The following is a 20,253-nucleotide window of genomic DNA, read 5'->3' on the forward strand; positions in this document are numbered from 1 at the left end:
ACACCTTAAATAAACAAGTCGGTAGTCTCTATGATAAAGGTCATATCAGCTTATTAAACACGGCTGGCTCTACAACTAAAGCCAATATCATCAATAAGGTCAATGAGATTAAATCGAGTGCAGACATGGGTGATGTGTTTGTATTCTATGTGGCAGGTCATGGTTATAACTTCCCTGATACAGGCTATCATTTATTTACCTCTGACGTTGGGGCAACCTCTAGTAGTAAAGTTGCTCAAACAGGGATTAATGCAGAGGACTTACAAGACCTATTGGCACAGGTACAAACAGATAAAAAGCTTATCTTGCTAGATACGTGTGATAGTGGTGGCTCTATTGATGCCGGTCAGCTCATCGCCTCTCGTGGCTTAGATGATCAAATGGTGATAGAGCGGATGCAGCGTAAGGCAGGGGCTACGGTGATTATGGCAAGCTCGGATAAGCAAAAGGCGTTAGAGGGTTATCAGGGTCATGGGGTGTTTACTTATGGGTTATTGCAAGCCTTTAACGGTGCTGGTGATATGAATAAGGATGGGTATATGAAGACGGGTGAGCTGTCGAGTTATATTGAAGATGAGATACCGACTATCGCGCAAAAGGCGTTTAGTCAGCCGCAGTATCCGACAACCAGTACGGTGGGGAATGGCTTTGAGTTTAAGGTATTTTGATCACAACCTTTTCATTAAAAATGACACCACACTCTTTTCAACTTTTCAATTATTTCATAAGGTTTATTATGATTACGAAACTTAAAACCATTGTCCAACTTGGGCTTATCACTACCTTGATATCGACCACCTCCATAGCTTATGCAAAAAATGTCGCTTTACTAGTCGGAATAAGTGACTATAAGAACTTAGAAAAAGAAGATCTAGACGGCCCTAAGCACGATGTACAGGCATTAAGAAATGTATTAATAGAACAATGGGAGTTTAGGCCTGAAGACATCACAACTTTAATTGACTCACAAGCCTCCCATCAGGGTATTCTTAATGCCCTAAATGCCTTAGAGCGAAGAACTCAATCTGGAGATGAAATACTGATATATTTTAGCGGGCACGGCACTAGTATTTATGATGAAGGTGGCGTGGGCAATAGCTTAAAAGATGGGCTATCAAGTAATTCAGGAGCCTTTGTACCATATGACCTTAATGTTCAAAAAATTGAAAAAGCATTATTAAAAGGGGATATTGAAAGTGCAGTTAAAAATAATTTTATTACTGGTCAATATCATTTAAAACCCATTATTCAAAAATTAGAGAAAGATCGCTTTGTAACGGGCATTATCGATGCATGTTTTTCTGAGCACAGCTTTAGAAGCGTAAAAGAAGAGGGTCTTTTACCTAATCGCATTTTACCATTTAGTAAAATTTCTCCTCGAAAACTTGAGGCATATTCTGACTCTAATACTTCTCGTTTTAATGATGATAAATATCCTTACCACAATACCATAACCATCGCTGCTTCAAGTAAGGCACAACCTGCTAAAGATATCAATTTGGCTTTTTTAAACAAAAGCCCTAACACCACATTTGATAATAAACCTCACGGACTATTCTCTGACCTGCTAATCCGCATTTTAAGCGGAGAAATAGAGGCTGGAGGTAATGATGGGATTATTAGTTATACTGACCTTGAGAATGCTATGAAGTTGGGAATTACCAAATACCCGATTAGCGAAAAAGAGTTACAAACACCGCACTTTCAACCACTCCTAGTGGATTCAAATAATAGTAATATGATGAACCGTCCATTATTTGGACTCAATAAAAGTTTAACAAGACATAAAGTAAGTAATACCCGCCTTAAAATCAAAATAGATGACCCCATTGCTTTTAAAAAAGTAGTAGATAATAGTATTTTTGAAACTACTGATGAAGGATTAGTTGACTTTATCGTAACTCGTAAAGCAAATGATTGGCAACTATCTACTGGTAATGGAACAGTGATATTAACAGATGCAACAGATTATCAGCTAAAAAACCGCATCAATACTGCTTACTGGCTAAAATCACATTTAACCAATAACTCTGACACAACACATATGCGAGTAAACGCACTCCCTGAAGCAGCAGGCAATGTTTTTAAAGCAGGGGACGAAATTCAGTTTGCGGTAAGATTTGATAAGCCCAGTACTTTATTAGTATTTAATATTTCCAGCCAAGGCGACATTAACATTTTATACCCTATTAATTCTACTGAAAATAAAATGTTAGTTGCAAACCAACTAAAAACCCTTCCAGAAGATGACAAAATTCATATCCAAGCACCATTTGGTCAAGACCAAATCATCTTTATTGCCTTATCTGAACCTCTTAATGAGACTGAGCTTAATACAATCTCTAAATTATATTTAGGTAGTAACTCTACCTTAACTGCTCCAGAAATAAAAACACTTAGCAATATTATTAAAAAGAAAGCGACTACTATGCGAGAACTAAACATACATACATTCCCCAATTAATCTTATTACTTTTAACGGGTAAATAAAATGAATAGAAAATTGATAAATAGAAAATCTAAAGCAGATACATTTTATATTTTATTAAATGTCTCACAAAATCAGCCTCTAAAAAGGTTAGTACTAGGTGTGAGTTTTATAATGTGTTTAGCTATTTCGACATCCTCAAGAGCAGACATTTGTAATAATACAAAAGCTATAGAGCAATACAATTCGGCCATTATAACAACTAATATCAATAGTAAGCTTGAACTACTCAAAAGTGCAGCCTCAGCTTGTTCAGCTACCTATGAAATATTAATAGAGTTAGGAGATGCTTATTTTGAAAACCAACAAATAGATCAAGCTATCAATACATATTCTAGAACTCTAAATAGCTTAATTAGCGACTCTCAATCAAAGCAGGCCCAAGTTTTAATGCGCTTAATGTATGCTTATGACAGTCAAGGAGAACGCTTAACTGTGAACCAATACGCACATAAAGTTCAGATTCTAAAAGCGAACGGTATGGTTTGGGATGAGCAGTCTGAACAAGCCTATCAATTTCTCTATCAAAAAACCAAACAGCAGTTAACAACTTCGCCTGTGACTGCAGAAGAGCTCAGGAAAAGTCTTGATGAAAAGAACAATCCTAGTAATAAAAACTTGGCTCTCGTTGGAGTTGATGAAAATGTATCGTCACCAAGTGTGCAAATAGACATGGATATTAAATTTGCAACTAACTCTTCATCACTAACTCCCACCAGTAAAGCTGTACTAAATCAAATTATAAGTACTTTAGCGGGTAATAGTGACTCTATTCAGAAGATCAAAGTTATTGGCCATACGGATACCACGGGCACAGAAGAATACAATCAAAACTTATCTGAACAGCGAGCACAGACCGTTAGTAAATATATTCAAAGGCAGTTACCAGCTCTTTCTACCAAAATCACCTCATTAGGACTAGGTGAAAGTCAGCCAATTGACACTGCTAATACCGCTGATGCCCATGCAATAAATCGCAGAGTGGTGTTCAAGATTGAGTAGTCTGGACAAGCTCCTTAATGATCATTATTTAAGAGTTACAACTCACCTATACCCATTATTGTTTAACGACACATCCCGCAAGACACCCAATAATTCCCCACAAGCAAGATACCTAACTAGAAATCGTTTTAGTTAGGTATGATCTAAGAGAAAATCTATTATCTAACTTCATATTGATGGTAAAACCTTTCTATTTAAATAATTTGTTATATAAAAACTAAATAATTTAACCCTTTTTTTTGTTTGTAACGTTAAAGCTATATATACCATTAGTAACCCTATTCCAATACATTGAAGGAATGCTAATGTTTAAATCCCTAAAACCAACGATCAAAATTCTTTTTCTAAAGGGATGTGTCTTACTGGCCACTTAATCTTAAGATAGTTGTGAAAACATGACTAATACTATTAATTCTAATGATATATTTGATATTGGCAAAAATGTGTCGGCACTTAATCAAGTATTTATTTTTGATACATGCCATGCAGGTGGGGTCGACTCAAAAATATCGGGGTTATACGACGCTCGTATGAGTGTGTTAGCTAAAAATATGGGGTTTCATTTGATGGCAGGTGCAGCTGCAACACAATACGCTTATGACGGTATTAACGGAAACGGTTTATTTACTTATAGCTTATTAAAAGGGTTAAAAGGCAGTGCTTTAGACTTAGATGCTGATAATTATGTATCAATTAGTGAAATAGGCAGATATGCAAAAAATGAAACTGAAATACAATCTAGCCGTCTTGGGTTTCAGCAATCCCCTTTTATTCGTAATTTTGGTGAGAGCTTTGAAGTTTATAAGATAAACTGATTTTTTTCCAACAAACAAAAGTAGACCTCTTGCAAAAGTACCATTTTATTGACTTTGATTAACTTAATATCAATGACTAGCGAAGACTTATGCAAGAGATCTAGTATTAATGTTTTTTTGTTTTATTGCGTGTAGCTAACTGCTAAGTTTTTATGTATGGCAGATTTGATTTATATAAAACTTACTTAGTTCAAAACAACCTTGTAAAGAATAGCTGAATATATACCAATCACATGATGGAGACAGTAAAGCCATGTTGCTACAGCAAACGACCCTACCTAGTTTGAAAAGAAAACAGGTTTTACTATTTATATCGGTAATTTTCATATTTGCCTTTTTTCAAAACTATGCTCACGCATCAGACCGTGTCGCCCTACTTATTGCGAATGAAGACTACGTACGTGGTGACTTAGCCAATCCTATAAACGATGCCAAACTAATTGAGCAAAAGCTATCTAGCTTAGGGTTCGATGTCACTGTCGTAGAAAATGCTAACAGATATAAGATGTTAAGCGCCATTCAAAAGTTTGGAGAAGACTCACAAGGTGCAGATTCAGCTGTGTTCTATTACTCTGGGCACGGTATGCAGGACGATTATAAACAAAACTTTTTGCTACCAACGGATGCTAATATAACAGGTGAGTCTAGTATTCGTGCCTATGGCGTGGAAGCATACGAAGTGATTAATGCGTTAAAGAAAGCAAAACCTCGTATCAGTCTGGTCATGTTTGATGCGTGTCGGGATAATCCTTTTGTTGGTGTACGTGGCAATCGTAACTTTGCGGTTGAGAGTTATCAAACTGATAGCGAGTTGTTGGTGTCTTACGCTACCCAAACAGGGCAATATGCGCAAGATGGCGTTGCTGGTAGAAATAGCCCCTATGCGATTGCCTTAGCCAATCAATTAGAGCAGGCAACAAGTGTACCTTTGTTGAAGATGTTTGATAACGTCAAAAATGAGGTTAAAAGACAAACTAATAACCAGCAAAGCCCGACTAAAATGGGCGATGCGGAATATGATACTTATCTTGTTTCGGCTAATATGAGTTTAGCCACAGCCACCCGAATTCCAGAAAAAGCTCAAGTCACGCATATTGCAACGATTAGCTCTAATATTTATATCGACTATAATAAAGACTCAGATAATGATGGAGTGAAAGATGTGTATGATCAATGTACTGATTCGAGTATTAGAGACATTGTTGATGAAAATGGATGTGCGAGACAAGGGAAAATAGCTTTCAGTATGGAAGCTATGATAGAGGCTATACCTAAGTAAATCTTCTAGATTCAGTTTTTGAGTCGAAATGTTTAGATATCTAGGTTTGTTCTAGTATTATGACTTAAGTATAAGGAGAACTTAACCTACTATATACAGCTTTTCAAAAATTACTTTGATAAACCTGCTATTAAAAATAGCGCTAAAAAACTATTCTTGGAACAATATGAAAACATCACCACCCTATCTATATTGGTATTACCTAGGCACTTTTGTGTTGCTAAGTTTATTTATCACAGTGGTGATATTTTTTACCATTAATAAAAAGCAAGAGCCTCTACCCTACTACAACTCGCAAGTCGATACCGCTATCTTAAATGATGTGATGGCATTATCTATAGTGCCATTAGATACCGATATTCAAACCTCATCAGAGCAATACACACTTGAAAATTTTTATCAATTGCTTGCCGAAGATGCCAATTGCGAGCGTAAGGTCATTGACAATCTTAGCCCCAATTCTATTAAAGCCAATCTTATCAAACTTAACATAGTACCTAAAGGGTGTGATGTTGATTGTCAATTGCAAAAAGCAGTAGAACGTCTCAAAAACTTTAATCAAGCCACTTATAACGCCTCCATCAAGGCTGTAAACCAAGGTAAGATTGATAGCCCGATGCATTTAGGTTTAGCAGAGTTTGTGAATAATACTTGTGAAATGATTGGCACACAGCAGACTATACGAGACAGCTATGGTAGCGCCACGGTTACCGTCTCCCCTTTTCATATCTTATCTAGTATCAAGCAGTTTGATGCCGCTGCTGAAAACTTAATGCAGCGAGGCAATATCTACTGGTGCGATGCTTACCGTGACCAAGAAAAGATAGGTGAGGTTATGCCTGCAACTGCCAGTAGCTGTCACGTCGAGTATAGGCAAGTACTATTTGCAGACAATGCGTTAGCAGTACGTAACCCTTGGTCGGGCTTAAGTGGTTGCATTGCCTTTGGTACGGACTCTTTGACTGGGCATACTTATATACTATCCAATAAACGAGGTAGATCAAATCTTCATACCGAGTTAGATAAACATTGTGAAGCGTTATTTGTTAAAGATAGCAATACTCAAGTTGATCAACAAGCGACCACTCAAAATAGTAATTCTTCTACTACTTCTACTGTACCTGTACCATCGCACGCTATAAGATCTGGTGAGCGTCCAGCGACTGATTTACAAAATATGGCTTGGGGTATTCCCGATGATTTTGATTTGATGATGCGTGCTGTTAACCCACTGCGTAAGGCAGGCGAGTTATTTGAGGTTAATGATGATGGCGATGTTACTGATATATTGAAAAATAATACGATTGAAATAAATGGATTTAATTATCCTATTGGATTGCACGTTCAAAGTACAATTGTACCTGAGGTGCAAGCGATGGCTCAACAGGTCGCCACTTGTTATACAGGCAACCTTGAGGTATGTGATGGACTGGGTATCAATACCGCTGATATGAAAAATTACTATGAAGATGCAGCCACGCGACGAGTGGGTATTGCCATTATGGATGTTAAAACTGGAAACATAGAAGCCCTAGCCAGTAGCTACAGTAAGTGTTTTGAGAACGATCATACTTCTGGAGAGGCTATGGATGGATGTCCTACAGTAAACTATAAGCCTCGTATCTCTCAAGACCAGCTAAATAATTTCGCATTTTATGGAGAGGCGCAACCTGCCTCTACTGTGAAGCCTTTAATGACCTTAGCATTTTTACCTTATTACAATGACTCGCACAAATCAGCTCTCAAAACAGACTTAATTAGTTCCAACTCTCCCAACTATACCAAGCGCCTGTTTTGTGAAATGGCTTATAACGTCCCACTAAATGAATGTCCATTTGCCAAAGATATTGTCAGCATTGCAACAAGCATGGGTGCCAATCAAGACTGTACCATGACAGATAACAATAACCCTTGGGCGATAAATAATAGCCTTGGCTGTGGTATGGCAGATTTGACTCTAGGAAATCTAAGCTATGTGGATTTGGGTGAATACAATCAAGGTAAAGTGCCACAGACACCTACCTTATACTATCGATATGGTGTAGAACAAAATGCTGATGCGCTTTATGGTATAGCGTTAACAGAAGATTTTAATCTGAAAAAAAGTATATCAAACGGTAAAACATTATATCGTAATAATCAAGCAGACCTTAATAGTACACTGGGACTTGGGCAAGGTAGCTCTCGAGTGTCTCCTATTGGTGTGGCAGGTATCTATGCACACATTGTAAATGCTGCTTCTAACAAAAACACGCAGATTATGCCACATCTGGTTGATAAATTTGTAGATGTTGAAGGAGAGACACCACAATTACTAGAGACTCAGCAGATTTATAAACAGCATATCCCAATCACTATCTCTTCAACAGATGCAAGTGAGCTACTATCAATGATGAGTGCCAATCCACACGCTGGTGGAACTGGTCATAGTGGTTGTAAATATAGTTTTTCTGCAACTGAATGTAACGCTATGACTCAAGTAGCGGGTAAAACAGGGACACCGACCTTTAAGAATAATGGAAATCAACGTCCACTGAAATGGTATGCCAGCGCATTCAAATCAAATCCAACTATGGCTAATTTTGACAAAACTATGGTGGTTTTAACCGAGCGCAATTGGCTAAAAGGTCAGAGTAATATTACTAATGAGCGTAACAACTCGGCGTACGTTGCTTTTAGCTTTATTAAAGTTAATAATAATAGACTAAATGCTATGCAAGCTAAAAATATTAATCAATCGCAGTCAATTAATAACCCTTAACATATAACACAATCTAAGTCGTTAAAATTGCTAATTATTACATTGGAACCTCTATGACATCCGAAATTGTATCTTCGCTCTACGCCCCACCTTATGCTAAGCATAAGCAATCAATTATTGACTTCATACGTAAAACACAATCAGATTATTTTCATACTAAAGTAAGAGTCTCTTTGTTACTTTCTAATACATTTGACCCGAATCAAGAAGCCTTTAATGATGCAGAGTTTTCTAAAATTCATTCTACGATTCGAGAGATAGCAGAATATTGCGAAGCAAATGGTATGATTTTTGATGAGCCTAAATTTCATGACTCTTCTAAACTCAAAGTAATCATTTATAATGAAAAAAAACTAAAAAAGGAAGAAGCCAAAGGTAAAAAAAGTATTATATCTACTCTTATCGATAAGTTTTTTGACGATGTCTCTCCCCAAGCTAAACCAATAGATTCCCATGATTCTAGCAAACAATCATCAATGCCGAATGATGAAGATTCTAACCCGCAAAGTGACGCCTCTGACAATATAGCTCAAGATGATAATCGGATGAGTACGAAATCAATACAGTTTGATGAGATACTGTCTGAATGCATGCAAGTACAAATCAATGAAGTTGCCTCTCGTCTCGTAAGGCTTAATCAAACAGCCGAAAGTGCTGGCTTTAGGGTGATGTGTAAACTAAACCAAATTAGTATTAAACCCATTGATAGTGAACTTGACACTATTGATAAACTTAAAGCCTTTTTAACTTTATACTCACGAGATAAAGCCAAAGTTATATATTTGAAGCAGGTTATGGAAAGTATCTCTCCTGTTGTTGCAAACTTCTTTAATGTTCAAGATGTACAGATAATACCTGAAGTCGACCAAAATAATAATAAAAAGCCCAACCCTTTTGCCAACCTTAATACTGAAACCAATACAAAACTTATCGACGAAAAATGGCAAGTAAAATTACTCTTTAGTTACTATGACCAAGAGTTTGATGCTTTATCGGATCAATTTAATGTCAGTAGTCTTAAAGAAGTTAGCACATCAAATATAGATATGAAGTTGACCATTCAAGACCATTTAAACCATGGTGCAGAGGCTCGTGTGATAACTGCCCCAAGTCAAGATTTTATAATAGGCAGAGGAGAAGATGCAGATGTACAAATATTTGGCGATGCCTCTACTGGAGCGCCTCAGTTTTCCAGAAAGCATTTAAGAGTACATAAAAATGGTAATCAATGGTCCATCACCTGTTTGAGTAATAGTCCTGTATTAGTTGAGGGAACAGATATCATGAGGTTGCATGAGTCAAGAGTTATAAAGAGATTAACCAGTTTGCGACTTGGAACAGGTCAGGGCATTGCTACAGGAGAATACGGTATTTATCCTGAAATTACCTTTAATGTAGCCTCTAAAAGCTTTGCCGTCGAGATTACTGATCCGTCTGCACTTAACACTTAATTGAATAGTAGATATGACTCATTCCCACCCTAACTCATCAAATCTTCCAATGCTCGTTGAAGTAACTAATCCTAGCAGCAATAGTGAATACGTTGAAGATAAACCTGGTGCAAAAGAACTTTGTAAGATTACTTCTACGAAGACACAACCAACATTGGATGAACAATACCCATCGACTGGCATTTTACAAGCCAACTATGCCTCCGAAAAGGGCGTCTATCATGATGATAATGAAGATTACGCTGGTTTTAATGACTTTTTCTTTGGGGTTGCAGATGGCGTTGGTGGCGGTGTCCACGGTAATATTGCCTCTCAAACTGTAATTGAGTGCTGTAAAAATCAAAAATGCTGGAAAACTAAATCAGATATACAAACAATACTGACTGTAGCTGAAGAACAAGTCACAGCTAGTATTAGTGAGCGTACCGACAAAAGAGGTGGCTGTGCCTTTGCTGGTATATGGCTGGATAGTTCAACAGGTCAAGGCTATTACTCATGGGTGGGTGATGTGAGAATTTATCACATTTACCCTGATAGTAGAGCAGAACGCCAACAAGATGGGCTACTCTTAAAAGGTTTAACTATTGATCAAACCTATGAGAATTTGAAAGAGCAGTCACCTAGTGGTAAGCAGGACAACTTAGCTAGAATTGTTGGCTTCAATACGATGGGAGACCCCAAAATAAAAGAGCTGCATCTAAAACATGCTGAGCACCTATTGATAGTCTGTGATGGTATTCATAACTTTGTCTCGCATCAACAGCTTCAAGCGGAATGTCAAAAGCTTTTAAATAAAGATGTAAACTTAGAAGATATCTGTACTAATTTAATAAGCTTAGCAAAAAATAATAACAGCCATGATGACTGTACAGCTTTAATTTTATCAAGAATAATTGAGAATACAGATTCACCCATTGTATCGATTAAAGAGCCTCATAGTGCAGACTCTGCTAATAACATGATTATTCAAAGCTCTATAAACTTCGATCTGGATCAAAAAAGTGTACGAAAGAACCCGATAGAAACTAAACATCAGAGTGCATTGCCACTACAAGTCTGGTCTATAGCAATATTGTTTACTATTCTTGGTATATTCATTGGAAAGTATGGATTGTTGGACGCTATATTAGACTACCTTAAATAGTCAGCATAAATAGATATAGAATGAATAATGACTTAGATAATCAAAGCACCCCAAATTTTCGAGAGCCCTATGGATGATAATAACCTTACTATAGCAATACTTTTTGATAAGTCGCAAAAGCTGATTGTTGCAGACAACGCCAATGCAAGAGTTATTCGTATACAAGAAAATGGTAGAACATTCTACGATAAAGAATATGTTGATTATAGTAAAAATCAAACTGCACAACGTGAAGTAATGATTTCGTCATCGATGAAGGAGTTAAACCATGTCTGGGATGTTGCTATTGATAATATAAGTACTTTGCGACAATATCTACGTACTGAGGATGCTGGGCTTAATGTAAGCGATTGGGTAAATATTATTCCTAAAAACTGTACAATCAGTAGCTATCATGACGACCATGTATCCTTAAATGGCATACTGCAAGAAACAACACAGTTCGTCTATTTATTCCAATATTGTCTCATCGCACTCAAAGAGATACATTCAAGAGGTATCATCCATCTTGATATTAAGCCTGATAATATCTGTATTCCTACTTTTAAAATCAATGGCCAATATACTTTAGACTTTCACAGTCTCAAACTCATTGATTTTGATATGGCTTTTTCTGAACAAATACCAATCGTACGACCCCTCAGTATTAGTGTTAATGAAGATACAAACTTATATCAAGCACCAAGGTTAAAATCTGCTATAAAAAAGGATGATAAACAAGCACAGAATGAATTGGACTTTGGTGTGGATTTATTTGCTTTAGGTAAGATGTTGCAGTCGATACTTAAGGAGTATCAAGGTAAATTAATTCCTGCGATTAATATCACTAATGAAGCTAACCAAAAAATAACCTCAGAAATCAAGTCTTTTATACAAATTCTTCTAAGGTTCGAAACATCGATTGAAAGAAGCTTAGATACCCACACTAGTTTAATATCTAGATTAGCGAATACGATAGATAAACTTGGTTTAAAAGACAAGCCAAACCCTTTTCAGTTTTCAGTCAATCTTGGTCAGATTTATGACTGGGACTTAAGGGTGACAGCATACAGTGAACCACAACCCATTGAAGGCAATACGACCATTGAAGAAATCACTACTGACCCTACCGAAATCAAAGAAACAGGATCTACATTTGTAACTAGTGCTACTGATCCAGAGTCTCTCGAAACATCAAACCAACTATACGAAAATAAAGCAAATGATCACCCTTACACTGATATAAACAAGCCTGAAACCATAGAAAGTCGACCATCTGGCAAGTCAACTGGAACTGTACAGAATTACGATAATAACCCAATAGATAGTATCGAAGCATTGCCTGAAGTAGACATAATACCTCCTGAACATCAGCCCAAACCTGCAATAGACAAACATGATCCATTCGGTCTAAATACCAGGAAAACTTCAAGAAATAATAAATCAACTAAAATTAATAAAAAAATAATGATAATTTTTTTAATATTAATTTTTACTATAGTTGGGATGTATGCTCTCTATAACATGGTAGTGCCTACTATAAACCGATCTAATGTCGAGCTTATACAACCAACTCCTGAACCTATACAACCAACCCCTGAGCCTGTACAACCAACCTCTGAGCCTGTACAACCAACCCCTGAGCCTATACAACCAACCCCTGAGCCTATACAACCAACCCCTGAGCCTATACAACCAACCCCTGAGCCTGTACAACCAATACCTACTCCTACACCACGACCTGCACCTGTTCCTAAACCACGACCAACACCTACTCCTAAACCAACACCTACACCACGACCTGCACCTGCACCTGCACCTGCACCTGCAGAGCCTAATGGAGATATTACATTAGAAGATATTTTAGATGGCGAAGTTATACAAGCCCCAGTAGTAGATTCTGATCATCAGGACTCTCATAACACAGATCAAGACGTTACTTTGGATGACATATTATCTTCACTTGAATAAAAAATTACTTTTAGACTTTGAAATAAATCAAAATATAAAGGTTAAATTTCAACACTTAAATTATTATTTGACTATAAAAATACAAGATAAGACTACTACTGAGACCATAAAATGAAAAAAAAAGCTGTTGATTTACTCACAAAGCTATTAACCAACTTTGTCGAAGCTACGCTATTGGCTATGGTTTGTTTTATTTTATTCTTTTGGTTTCAATTTAGCGGTATTGAGAAAACCACAACTGATGTCACCTCCACTTATAGTTATAGTCAATGGCTAGCAAATGACCACTTTAAATCGAACACACTACCAAAAGTATCATTAGAGAGTTTATGCAAACATTCTAGTAATCAACCAAATTTATCAAGCGATGAAGTCACGAAGTGTCAATCTATTTATCCGGATAGTCTCACCTTGCTTGAATTAAAAAGTAAGCTTGGATGGTACGGTTTACTAAAGAATATGGGCAAAGCACCACCAATTGCAGAACCATTAAGCCAAGCTAAAATAGACAAAAGACTACAAGAGTCCTATGCCAATATTCAAACAGGCCTTCAAGAGGTGGCTAAGCAATCACAAGGTAGACCAGCAAATATTAATGCGTTTATATTTGAAGATTTACAGCTTCGACGTAGTGGCTCAATGCATTTAGAATGTAGCTGGTACACAATCAACAGTCTTGCGCAGAATAAAACTATTAATCAGACGCAAGCTAATATATTAAGAACGGAGCTATTGACAGGAGGCTATGCACCGTACAATAGATTTGCCGACTTTCGCACGGTGAATGCTGATACATCAGTTGGTACTATTATCATGCCAACGACTTGGGAATTAATCGCTGATTCACCTGCAAAAGAAGCCTGTAGTAGTTTTAATGTAAGTCCTGCGCAACTGTATCTCACTACGATGAAAGATATACAGAACATGTATATGTATCAAGACTTCAAACCAAAAACCAGTAAACTAAATATACTTACAGATAAAGCTAATTTCTATTTTATATATTTAGCAATTCTTAGTTACGTATGTTTACTGATATTAAGGCTCAATATTCCGTTTTTAATTCGCTATATTGTTATCAGTGCCATTTGGGTAGGTAACTATGTTGTCATTAATAGATTTATTATTCCAAACCTTATTGGCATGGGTATGGTCAAATGGCTTAGCATATCCATAGTGGTAGTTGGGGGATTATATCTATTATCTAAATCTAAGGTTGATAGCGATAATCAAAAGGATGGCTTAACCAAAGTTTCACTCGTCAGTGTCTTATCTTATCCTCTATTAGTATTACTCACTGGTGTTGGCTACTTTGTGCTATTTGACTGGAGTATCAACAGTGGGTATATGAGCAATTTATACCTCGCACTGTATCAGTCAGAATACTTATTCATATTCTTTGCATTTATCGCTATTTCAGGGTTGCTATACGGTTCTCTGTTTCATACTATGCAACTTTTATGGGTAGTTTTCCGCCATTATCGAAATATCTTTTCTTTGCTTTTACAAAAATTTAAACCTAATGATAGTTCAGCGATAGTCAAAATTAGCACATTAAATATCATATTGTCATTAATTGGTTTAGTAATTTTGCTATTACTTATTATGTTTATTGCTTTTACTCTGCCTAATCAGCTTGTATCTGTATTGACCCGTACTGCACTTATTTTCCTGATTGCTTATTTTTTATCTCAAAGTCTAGCCAGCCAGCAATATAAGTTATTCTCTGAAACCAATATGCTAATCGCATTTAGTATTGCTTTAGCGTTGGCAATTCAGGCAGTGAGTTTAGACTTTGGACCAATCATGATATTAAGTTATGGTCTATTCATATTGCTTATGTGTGAGGTAGCAGTTCGTAAATTATCTACTGGTTATTTCTTTATTAAACCTAGTAAATCGTTCGCACAGTTTAGACAACTACCTGGTTTAACACAGCTTAAATATCTAGGTGCATTATTTGCAGTGAGCTTAGTAGCAATAGTTTTACTTAAATATGGATTTTATGTATTGGCGTCCAATGGATCGTTCCGCAGTGCCGAGCGTGTGGTATCAATGAATGTGCCTTTTTCAAGCACTAATGACCAACGTTCTATGCTATTGTATTTCATAGATGCAGTACCATCAGGTGGCTATGGGTTGGGCAATACCGATTGGCAGGGAGACTTCCGAGGTGTGCCTGCGCAGACACAAAGTGATTATTATCCAATGGCATTATATGGTGTATTAGGTGCAGGTAAGTTGGTCTTACTTTTTATAGCCTATATTACATTTTTACTGTCATTATGCGTCCCACACATAAAGTCGACAGGTGCACTACCTTTAAATAAGAATCCTCATCAAGAGACTTCCCATTTTTATGCCTGGGCCGTTCTAATTTGGGCATTTTTTATATTAACGCAAATAACGCTAAGTATTATGGGTAATTTTGGTGTGACGCCGTTAACTGGCATTACTCTACCTTTATTTAGCTATGGTAAGGTGGAGTTAATCATTTCGGCTATACTTATTGGTTTATTTCTACAACGGTATCGAAATACATAATTTTAAATTTATCAAATATATGTTTAAAACCTAATACATTAAGTATCTATCTAAACAGCTTAAGAATTTAATAATGCTACCGATTATAAAAAAAACTTGCACTCTTTGTTTATTCTTAGGGTTGTCTTTCAATGCATATTCAGACATGTGTATAGTGGATAAAGCGTCTAATAAGTGCACTCCTTCAGGTCAATACTTTTACAACAATATGAAAAACTCAAAACTTCATGCTTTGATTATAGGTATTGAAGATTATCAAGACCCAAATATAACATTATATGGGGCTAGCAATGAAGCGCTAGCTATAAACAATATCATTAAAAGTCAATCGAATCCCAAGGGAGATATTAAACTACTTAATACATCCAAATCGACAACAAAACAATCTATACTTACAGCATTAGATGAAATAAGCTTGACCGTCGCTAAAGATGATACTTTTGTATTCTATTATTCAGGACATGCTGATAATAACTTATCTAACAGCTTAATAATAACTTCAGACACCGACACAACTAGTTATGAAAAAGTTATACAAATTTTGGAATCAGTGCAAGCTTATTAATGACGAAACTTAGTGCCATACCTGCACAAAACAAGCTTGTTATTTTGGATGCTGAATACGCCCATTTATTTTTTAGAAATGTCGACTCTATTGCAAATAACATTCTAGTGATTAATGCAACTAGCGGTAATAGCCATGCATTAGCAGGTATAGACGGCAGTGTCTTTAACCATTCAATCATAGATGCTTTTAGTGGTAAGGCTGATAAGAATGATGATGACATATTGGATAGTTTTGAGTTAGCTTCATTTATTAAAAAAGATGTTAGAGAAACTACTCATTACCAACAAAGACCCTCCTACAGTAAGGTTGGTAGCAGCTTACATTTCAATATTGTGCCTCGATAACGGAATCGATAGTTAATGTTATCTCGATTCAAACAGCATATTGCTACCCTATCGCTGCTTACTTATAGTCCCTATTAATTGTTCCTGCTGCCATTCCTGATATCTAACGAGATTTAAGAGAGTTGTTAGGGTGGGCATGAACCTATTTGATAGTTGCTGAACTTATAGGTGACTATCTCCACTTCATTCGCTTTTACAACCTCCATCATCTTTTCTGGCTGAAAATGACCATGATTATCAAAGCACTGAGGGAGATGCTTCTTTAAAACAGCTATTTGTTTGCTGTTCACAGTTTCGGTTTCGTCAAACAGTGTTTCGGTATGGATGTCAGTCATGGTACGTTCTAATAGATATAGATATGGCTAAAAGATAAACACGTAGTATGCTTAAAGCATTATGGCAAGTGGTTTACTCTTGAGCAATGCTAAATACAGAATTTACGACATATAGTGTCGCATCTAGCAATTCTATATATTTAATTCAGCTTTTAAACTGATATTATAGCTTTATAGAGATGATAGTCATAATACAGGAGGAGGCACTATGTTTGAGATTAAAGGTTTAGATAAGCTCACAAAGACATTGAATGATCTTCAAAAGTTATCGACTGAATTGGACGGAGAGTTAGGTACCATAGAGTTCAATTCACAAAGCGCGGAGAGCATTGAGCAGGCCATTATTAAAATGGAAGTCATGGTTGACAAGAAATTCGAAAACTATTCATCAAACTCTGTAGCTTTAGAGATGGCTGATAGCATTAAATCTTCTTACAGACAAATGATTATAGATAAAGCGAGTGAAGAAAGGCTTGAAGTTGGTAAAAGGGAAGGAAGCAATGGCAATTGATATATTCAAGAAGATTGATAATACAGTACTAGATTTACAAGCTTCGCATAGTCAAACTTACGAAGGCTTATTAGAAAAGCTTGCACAGTTAATAAGGCATGATGATTTAGAGTATTATAATGAAAAGCTAATTGAAAACGTAGATTTAGATAAGTTTCTAGAAGATAGCTATGAAACTCAACAAGGCATGATAGGTACAAACAAGCTACTATGGACTGGTAATGAAAACTATGATTTAGGGCTAAAGTTTTTATTAATTCAAAAGCTCGGAAATGATTTAGATTTTGCCTCTAACTTTGCTTATCTTTTCTTTCATAGCCGCGGGGGTAAAATAATATCATGTATACATAATCTTGTTAGAAACTTGATTATACCTTTTGTACGTGATTATAAGGATTATATCGCAGCGAGTGGGGACATAAATCCTAAGCTCGAAATAGCTACTGTTCAGGCGGAGCAGCAAGTGAATAAAAGAATATTTATAGTTCATGGGCATGATGACTTTGCAAAAGAAAAAGTTGCACGTTTTTTGGAGAAAAATGGGTTTGATGCAATTATCCTACATGAACAAGCGAGTGGGAATAAAACAATCATTGAAAAAATAGAACATTATTCGGATGTGGGTTTTGCCGTTATATTGCTGACTCCCGATGATTTGGGTAAATCAAAAAAAGAAGATAATCTTCAGTATCGTGCGCGTCAAAATGTCATTTTAGAGCTCGGTTACTTTATGGGTAAGCTTGGTAGAAATAGAGTGTGTGCCTTTAAGTCAGGAAGTTTGGAAATTCCAACAGATTTCAGTGGCGTTGTTTGGAACCCTCTAGACGAAAGGGGGGCTTGGAAGCATATACTATCTAAGGAACTTAGAGAGGCAGGATATGATTTAGATAGCGATAGACTTTTAAAGTTTTTAGGATAAACCTGTCAAAAAAGTCAATTGAATTGATTTATTTGCTGGAATAGGTGGATTGCTATTCAATAATTGTTAATAACAAGGGTAATTGAAATTGGTTTGTTTTAAAGCATTAATAAGGTCTTTTAATGCATATCATAGAGTGTCATAGAGTGGCATAGAGTGTCATAGAGTGTCATAGAGTGTCATAGAGTGTCATAGATTGTCATAGATTGTCATAGATTGTCAAAAACAGGCTACAGCGCATTTTATTCTTTTATAGTGGTATAACACCAAAAAACCATTTAAACGCCTGTAATAGGCAAATTCTTTGCAAATTGAACTATTTTTAGTTGGACTTATTGAAAAAAGACGATATACTATAATTAGTGGTCAAAAAAAGAGGGCTACCATTTCTGATAGCCCTCTTTCTTTTTTAATCACTAAATACTAAAACGAGCATATAGATGCTCATGTCAGTACGTAATGATTTATAACGTGGAAATTATACTTTACTACATGTTGACATGTTTACTCAAGTAAACACCAAAAAAAAGTGGTTATTTTTGTATATGCGTTTATATGCTCCTTACTTTGATTTTAAGGAGTTCATTATGAACCACACGAAAGTACCAAGCGTTTCAACCCACAAAGGGCATATTCTATATAGGTTGTTACGAGGTGCAAGATTGCGTAACAAACAGCTTTTTCATGAAATTGATACCTGCGGCTCAGGCGCACGGTTTTGTGAGCTTCGTTCTGACGGTTGGGATATTCAAGATAAATTTTTATATACTACGACCAAAGAGAACAAGCAAGTTCATGTTAAAGAGTATTTCATCAAAGGCGATACGATAAAGGCCTATAAACAGCTTGAGTCTGTTCAGGACTTTTTAAATCGCTATGACAGCAGATACCCAAGTAATAATATCGCTTAACACGTAATTTATTATTTTAGATGTAGAAAAGCCATTAAGATTAATCTTGATGGCTTTTCTATTTCCATGGCTCTGTGATAACAGAGCTAAATAATACCTAAAGCTTGGCACAATCTACGTTGCCAACTTATAAACTCATCACCAATACCATTTGATAACTATTACCACCTATTAAGATACAGAATTGACTTGAGTCTTCAATAGGATAAATAAACTCGTATAGATTTCTGAGTCCTATCATCAAATCCATACACCTAAACTTGGTAGAAATCAATCAATTTCTCTGTTTATAGTAATCTTATTTAAACAGTATAAAAAACCAGATAGCTTTTAAGCTATCTGGTTTTTATATCGAACAACTAGTTATTTTCGAACCAATACCTGCCCTCTTGAAAAGCTAATACAGGCCTCACAAAACCAAGAACTCTTTGAACGCATATAAGGAATATCAGCAGGTACCTCTATTGGACAGCAACTACCACAATATTGGCAACGTACATCATCAATATAAACATGACAGGTGCTTATAGCTACGAAAAGCTCATTAGGCGAAACATTATATTCCTGACATAGATTTTTGACATAGGCAATATAACCGCCATTATTGTCAAAAGACCAGTAATCCTGACATAGCTGTTTGACAGCTTCACACGTCATAGGACTATAGATAAGTTTCAAGCTCATACCTCTTCTCCTTATCGATAGTCAGTCTGTGGAATAAGCTGATAAAGTCGACTTTGCAACTCTAAAAGCAGCTCATCGGTTATATAATCTTCTTGAGTCTCTAATTGTCTTTGGACCCAGACCCTAAGAGCCGTATGATCGTCAAAACAACTATCCACATCTAAAAAGCGAGCTAGTCCATTATCTTTTTGAATACAATATTCATGTATCAATATATTGGCAAGCCTATTGGCTTCATCACTGAAATAACCTTTTGGTTTGTGATCTGCAAGTAGCTCATCATAATTAATTATTTTCATGGGTCTGCTCCTCGCTTTTCTGGTCAAAATTAACTGACTTATCTTGTTCGGTGGCAACCCTATTTAAGTAATAAAAAGGCCTAAAGTTATTCGTCACATCAGAACCTGTAAATCCAGTGTCGATTGTGTCTATCTTTGCATCTTCCTCTGATTCAGATTCTAAACTTACTTCTACCTCAGTAATGTCGCCAGATATATGATTATCATTAGAGTTTATCTCGTCACTATCTAACTGATTACCATTTATC

General features: G+C 36.2%; 18 protein-coding genes. 15 read left to right on the forward strand and 3 right to left on the reverse strand.

Features of this window, described 5'->3' with window-relative positions; genetic code table 11:
- The 12 genes from AC2SLT_RS10700 to AC2SLT_RS10755 all read left to right on the forward strand — a co-directional run.
- Nucleotides 1-668 (forward strand): caspase family protein (locus tag AC2SLT_RS10700; protein WP_486546315.1); only part of this gene is annotated, 668 nt, incomplete at its 5' end.
- A gap of 68 nt (nt 669-736) precedes the next feature.
- Entirely contained in the window at nt 737-2,464 is a 1,728-nt protein-coding gene (locus AC2SLT_RS10705) for a caspase family protein (protein ID WP_486547644.1), read from the forward strand.
- 138 nt (nt 2,465-2,602) lie between these two features.
- Nucleotides 2,603-3,490: an OmpA family protein gene (locus AC2SLT_RS10710; protein WP_486547645.1), complete on the forward strand. Its 888-nt coding sequence runs from the start codon at nt 2,603-2,605 to the stop codon at nt 3,488-3,490.
- Between the two features lie 395 nt (nt 3,491-3,885).
- Nucleotides 3,886-4,305, forward strand: coding sequence for a caspase family protein (locus tag AC2SLT_RS10715; RefSeq protein WP_486547646.1), 420 nt, complete (start codon nt 3,886-3,888; stop codon nt 4,303-4,305).
- A 253-nt stretch (nt 4,306-4,558) separates the two neighbouring features.
- On the forward strand, nt 4,559-5,584 hold the full coding sequence (locus tag AC2SLT_RS10720) for a caspase family protein (protein WP_486547647.1): 1,026 nt from the start codon (nt 4,559-4,561) through the stop codon (nt 5,582-5,584).
- 166 nt (nt 5,585-5,750) lie between these two features.
- Nucleotides 5,751-8,345, forward strand: a complete 2,595-nt coding sequence (locus AC2SLT_RS10725; RefSeq protein ID WP_486547648.1) for a penicillin-binding transpeptidase domain-containing protein — start codon at nt 5,751-5,753, stop codon at nt 8,343-8,345.
- A 53-nt stretch (nt 8,346-8,398) separates the two neighbouring features.
- Entirely contained in the window at nt 8,399-9,796 is a 1,398-nt protein-coding gene (locus AC2SLT_RS10730) for an FHA domain-containing protein (RefSeq protein WP_486547649.1), read from the forward strand.
- A gap of 13 nt (nt 9,797-9,809) precedes the next feature.
- Nucleotides 9,810-10,940, forward strand: a complete 1,131-nt coding sequence (locus tag AC2SLT_RS10735) for a PP2C family protein-serine/threonine phosphatase (RefSeq protein ID WP_486547650.1) — start codon at nt 9,810-9,812, stop codon at nt 10,938-10,940.
- A gap of 69 nt (nt 10,941-11,009) precedes the next feature.
- Nucleotides 11,010-12,890 (forward strand): protein kinase domain-containing protein, encoded by a 1,881-nt coding sequence (locus AC2SLT_RS10740; RefSeq protein WP_486547651.1) that lies wholly within the window; start codon nt 11,010-11,012, stop codon nt 12,888-12,890.
- Nucleotides 12,891-13,001: 111 nt separating this feature from the next.
- Nucleotides 13,002-15,434, forward strand: coding sequence for an FtsW/RodA/SpoVE family cell cycle protein (locus tag AC2SLT_RS10745; protein WP_486547652.1), 2,433 nt, complete (start codon nt 13,002-13,004; stop codon nt 15,432-15,434).
- A gap of 208 nt (nt 15,435-15,642) precedes the next feature.
- Nucleotides 15,643-15,999, forward strand: a complete 357-nt coding sequence (locus AC2SLT_RS10750; RefSeq protein ID WP_486547653.1) for a caspase family protein — start codon at nt 15,643-15,645, stop codon at nt 15,997-15,999.
- A complete protein-coding gene (locus AC2SLT_RS10755; RefSeq protein WP_486547654.1) occupies nt 15,999-16,346 on the forward strand; it encodes a hypothetical protein in 348 nt (115 codons plus the stop codon). Before AC2SLT_RS10750 ends, AC2SLT_RS10755 begins: the two co-directional genes overlap by 1 nt.
- A 125-nt stretch (nt 16,347-16,471) precedes the next feature.
- Here the strand turns inward: AC2SLT_RS10755 and AC2SLT_RS10760 are convergent, their stop codons facing one another.
- Complete coding sequence (locus AC2SLT_RS10760) at nt 16,472-16,681, reverse strand: hypothetical protein (RefSeq protein ID WP_486547655.1); 210 nt, start codon at nt 16,679-16,681, stop codon at nt 16,472-16,474.
- A 208-nt stretch (nt 16,682-16,889) separates the two neighbouring features.
- On the opposite strand from AC2SLT_RS10760, the gene AC2SLT_RS10765 reads away from it, so the two are divergent.
- The 3 genes from AC2SLT_RS10765 (at nt 16,890) to AC2SLT_RS10775 (ending at nt 19,022) form a co-directional block, all read left to right on the forward strand.
- Entirely contained in the window at nt 16,890-17,192 is a 303-nt protein-coding gene (locus AC2SLT_RS10765; protein ID WP_486547656.1) for a hypothetical protein, read from the forward strand.
- Nucleotides 17,182-18,111, forward strand: coding sequence for a TIR domain-containing protein (locus AC2SLT_RS10770; protein WP_486547657.1), 930 nt, complete (start codon nt 17,182-17,184; stop codon nt 18,109-18,111). Before AC2SLT_RS10765 ends, AC2SLT_RS10770 begins: the two co-directional genes overlap by 11 nt.
- Before the next feature lie 587 nt (nt 18,112-18,698).
- Nucleotides 18,699-19,022, forward strand: a complete 324-nt coding sequence (locus AC2SLT_RS10775; RefSeq protein WP_486547658.1) for a hypothetical protein — start codon at nt 18,699-18,701, stop codon at nt 19,020-19,022.
- 363 nt (nt 19,023-19,385) lie between these two features.
- Here AC2SLT_RS10775 and AC2SLT_RS10780 read toward each other — a convergent pair whose 3' ends face one another.
- Together AC2SLT_RS10780 and AC2SLT_RS10785 are read right to left on the reverse strand one after the other, a co-directional pair.
- The gene (locus AC2SLT_RS10780; RefSeq protein ID WP_486547659.1) at nt 19,386-19,706 is read right to left on the reverse strand and encodes a hypothetical protein; all 321 of its coding nucleotides are present in this window, start codon (nt 19,704-19,706) and stop codon (nt 19,386-19,388) included.
- Between the two features lie 11 nt (nt 19,707-19,717).
- Nucleotides 19,718-20,005 (reverse strand): hypothetical protein, encoded by a 288-nt coding sequence (locus AC2SLT_RS10785; protein WP_486547660.1) that lies wholly within the window; start codon nt 20,003-20,005, stop codon nt 19,718-19,720.
- Nucleotides 20,006-20,253 lie beyond the last annotated feature (248 nt).

Source organism: Psychrobacter sp. CX18, from assembly GCF_057396215.1.

Excerpts from the sequence above, each read along its gene's own strand:
- AC2SLT_RS10710 (WP_486547645.1), top strand. The coding sequence starts at position 2,603 with ATGTGTTTAGCTATTTCGACATCCTCAAGAGCAGACATTTGTAATAAT.
- AC2SLT_RS10705 (WP_486547644.1), top strand. The coding sequence starts at position 737 with ATGATTACGAAACTTAAAACCATTGTCCAACTTGGGCTTATCACTACC.
- AC2SLT_RS10770 (WP_486547657.1), top strand. The coding sequence starts at position 17,182 with ATGGCAATTGATATATTCAAGAAGATTGATAATACAGTACTAGATTTA.
- AC2SLT_RS10745 (WP_486547652.1), top strand. The coding sequence starts at position 13,002 with ATGAAAAAAAAAGCTGTTGATTTACTCACAAAGCTATTAACCAACTTT.
- AC2SLT_RS10730 (WP_486547649.1), top strand. The coding sequence starts at position 8,399 with ATGACATCCGAAATTGTATCTTCGCTCTACGCCCCACCTTATGCTAAG.
- AC2SLT_RS10740 (WP_486547651.1), top strand. The coding sequence starts at position 11,010 with ATGGATGATAATAACCTTACTATAGCAATACTTTTTGATAAGTCGCAA.
- AC2SLT_RS10725 (WP_486547648.1), top strand. The coding sequence starts at position 5,751 with ATGAAAACATCACCACCCTATCTATATTGGTATTACCTAGGCACTTTT.
- AC2SLT_RS10720 (WP_486547647.1), top strand. The coding sequence starts at position 4,559 with ATGTTGCTACAGCAAACGACCCTACCTAGTTTGAAAAGAAAACAGGTT.
- AC2SLT_RS10715 (WP_486547646.1), top strand. The coding sequence starts at position 3,886 with ATGACTAATACTATTAATTCTAATGATATATTTGATATTGGCAAAAAT.
- AC2SLT_RS10765 (WP_486547656.1), top strand. The coding sequence starts at position 16,890 with ATGTTTGAGATTAAAGGTTTAGATAAGCTCACAAAGACATTGAATGAT.
- AC2SLT_RS10780 (WP_486547659.1), bottom strand. The coding sequence starts at position 19,706 with ATGAGCTTGAAACTTATCTATAGTCCTATGACGTGTGAAGCTGTCAAA.
- AC2SLT_RS10775 (WP_486547658.1), top strand. The coding sequence starts at position 18,699 with ATGAACCACACGAAAGTACCAAGCGTTTCAACCCACAAAGGGCATATT.
- AC2SLT_RS10750 (WP_486547653.1), top strand. The coding sequence starts at position 15,643 with ATGAAAAACTCAAAACTTCATGCTTTGATTATAGGTATTGAAGATTAT.
- AC2SLT_RS10735 (WP_486547650.1), top strand. The coding sequence starts at position 9,810 with ATGACTCATTCCCACCCTAACTCATCAAATCTTCCAATGCTCGTTGAA.
- AC2SLT_RS10755 (WP_486547654.1), top strand. The coding sequence starts at position 15,999 with ATGACGAAACTTAGTGCCATACCTGCACAAAACAAGCTTGTTATTTTG.
- AC2SLT_RS10760 (WP_486547655.1), bottom strand. The coding sequence starts at position 16,681 with ATGACTGACATCCATACCGAAACACTGTTTGACGAAACCGAAACTGTG.
- AC2SLT_RS10785 (WP_486547660.1), bottom strand. The coding sequence starts at position 20,005 with ATGAAAATAATTAATTATGATGAGCTACTTGCAGATCACAAACCAAAA.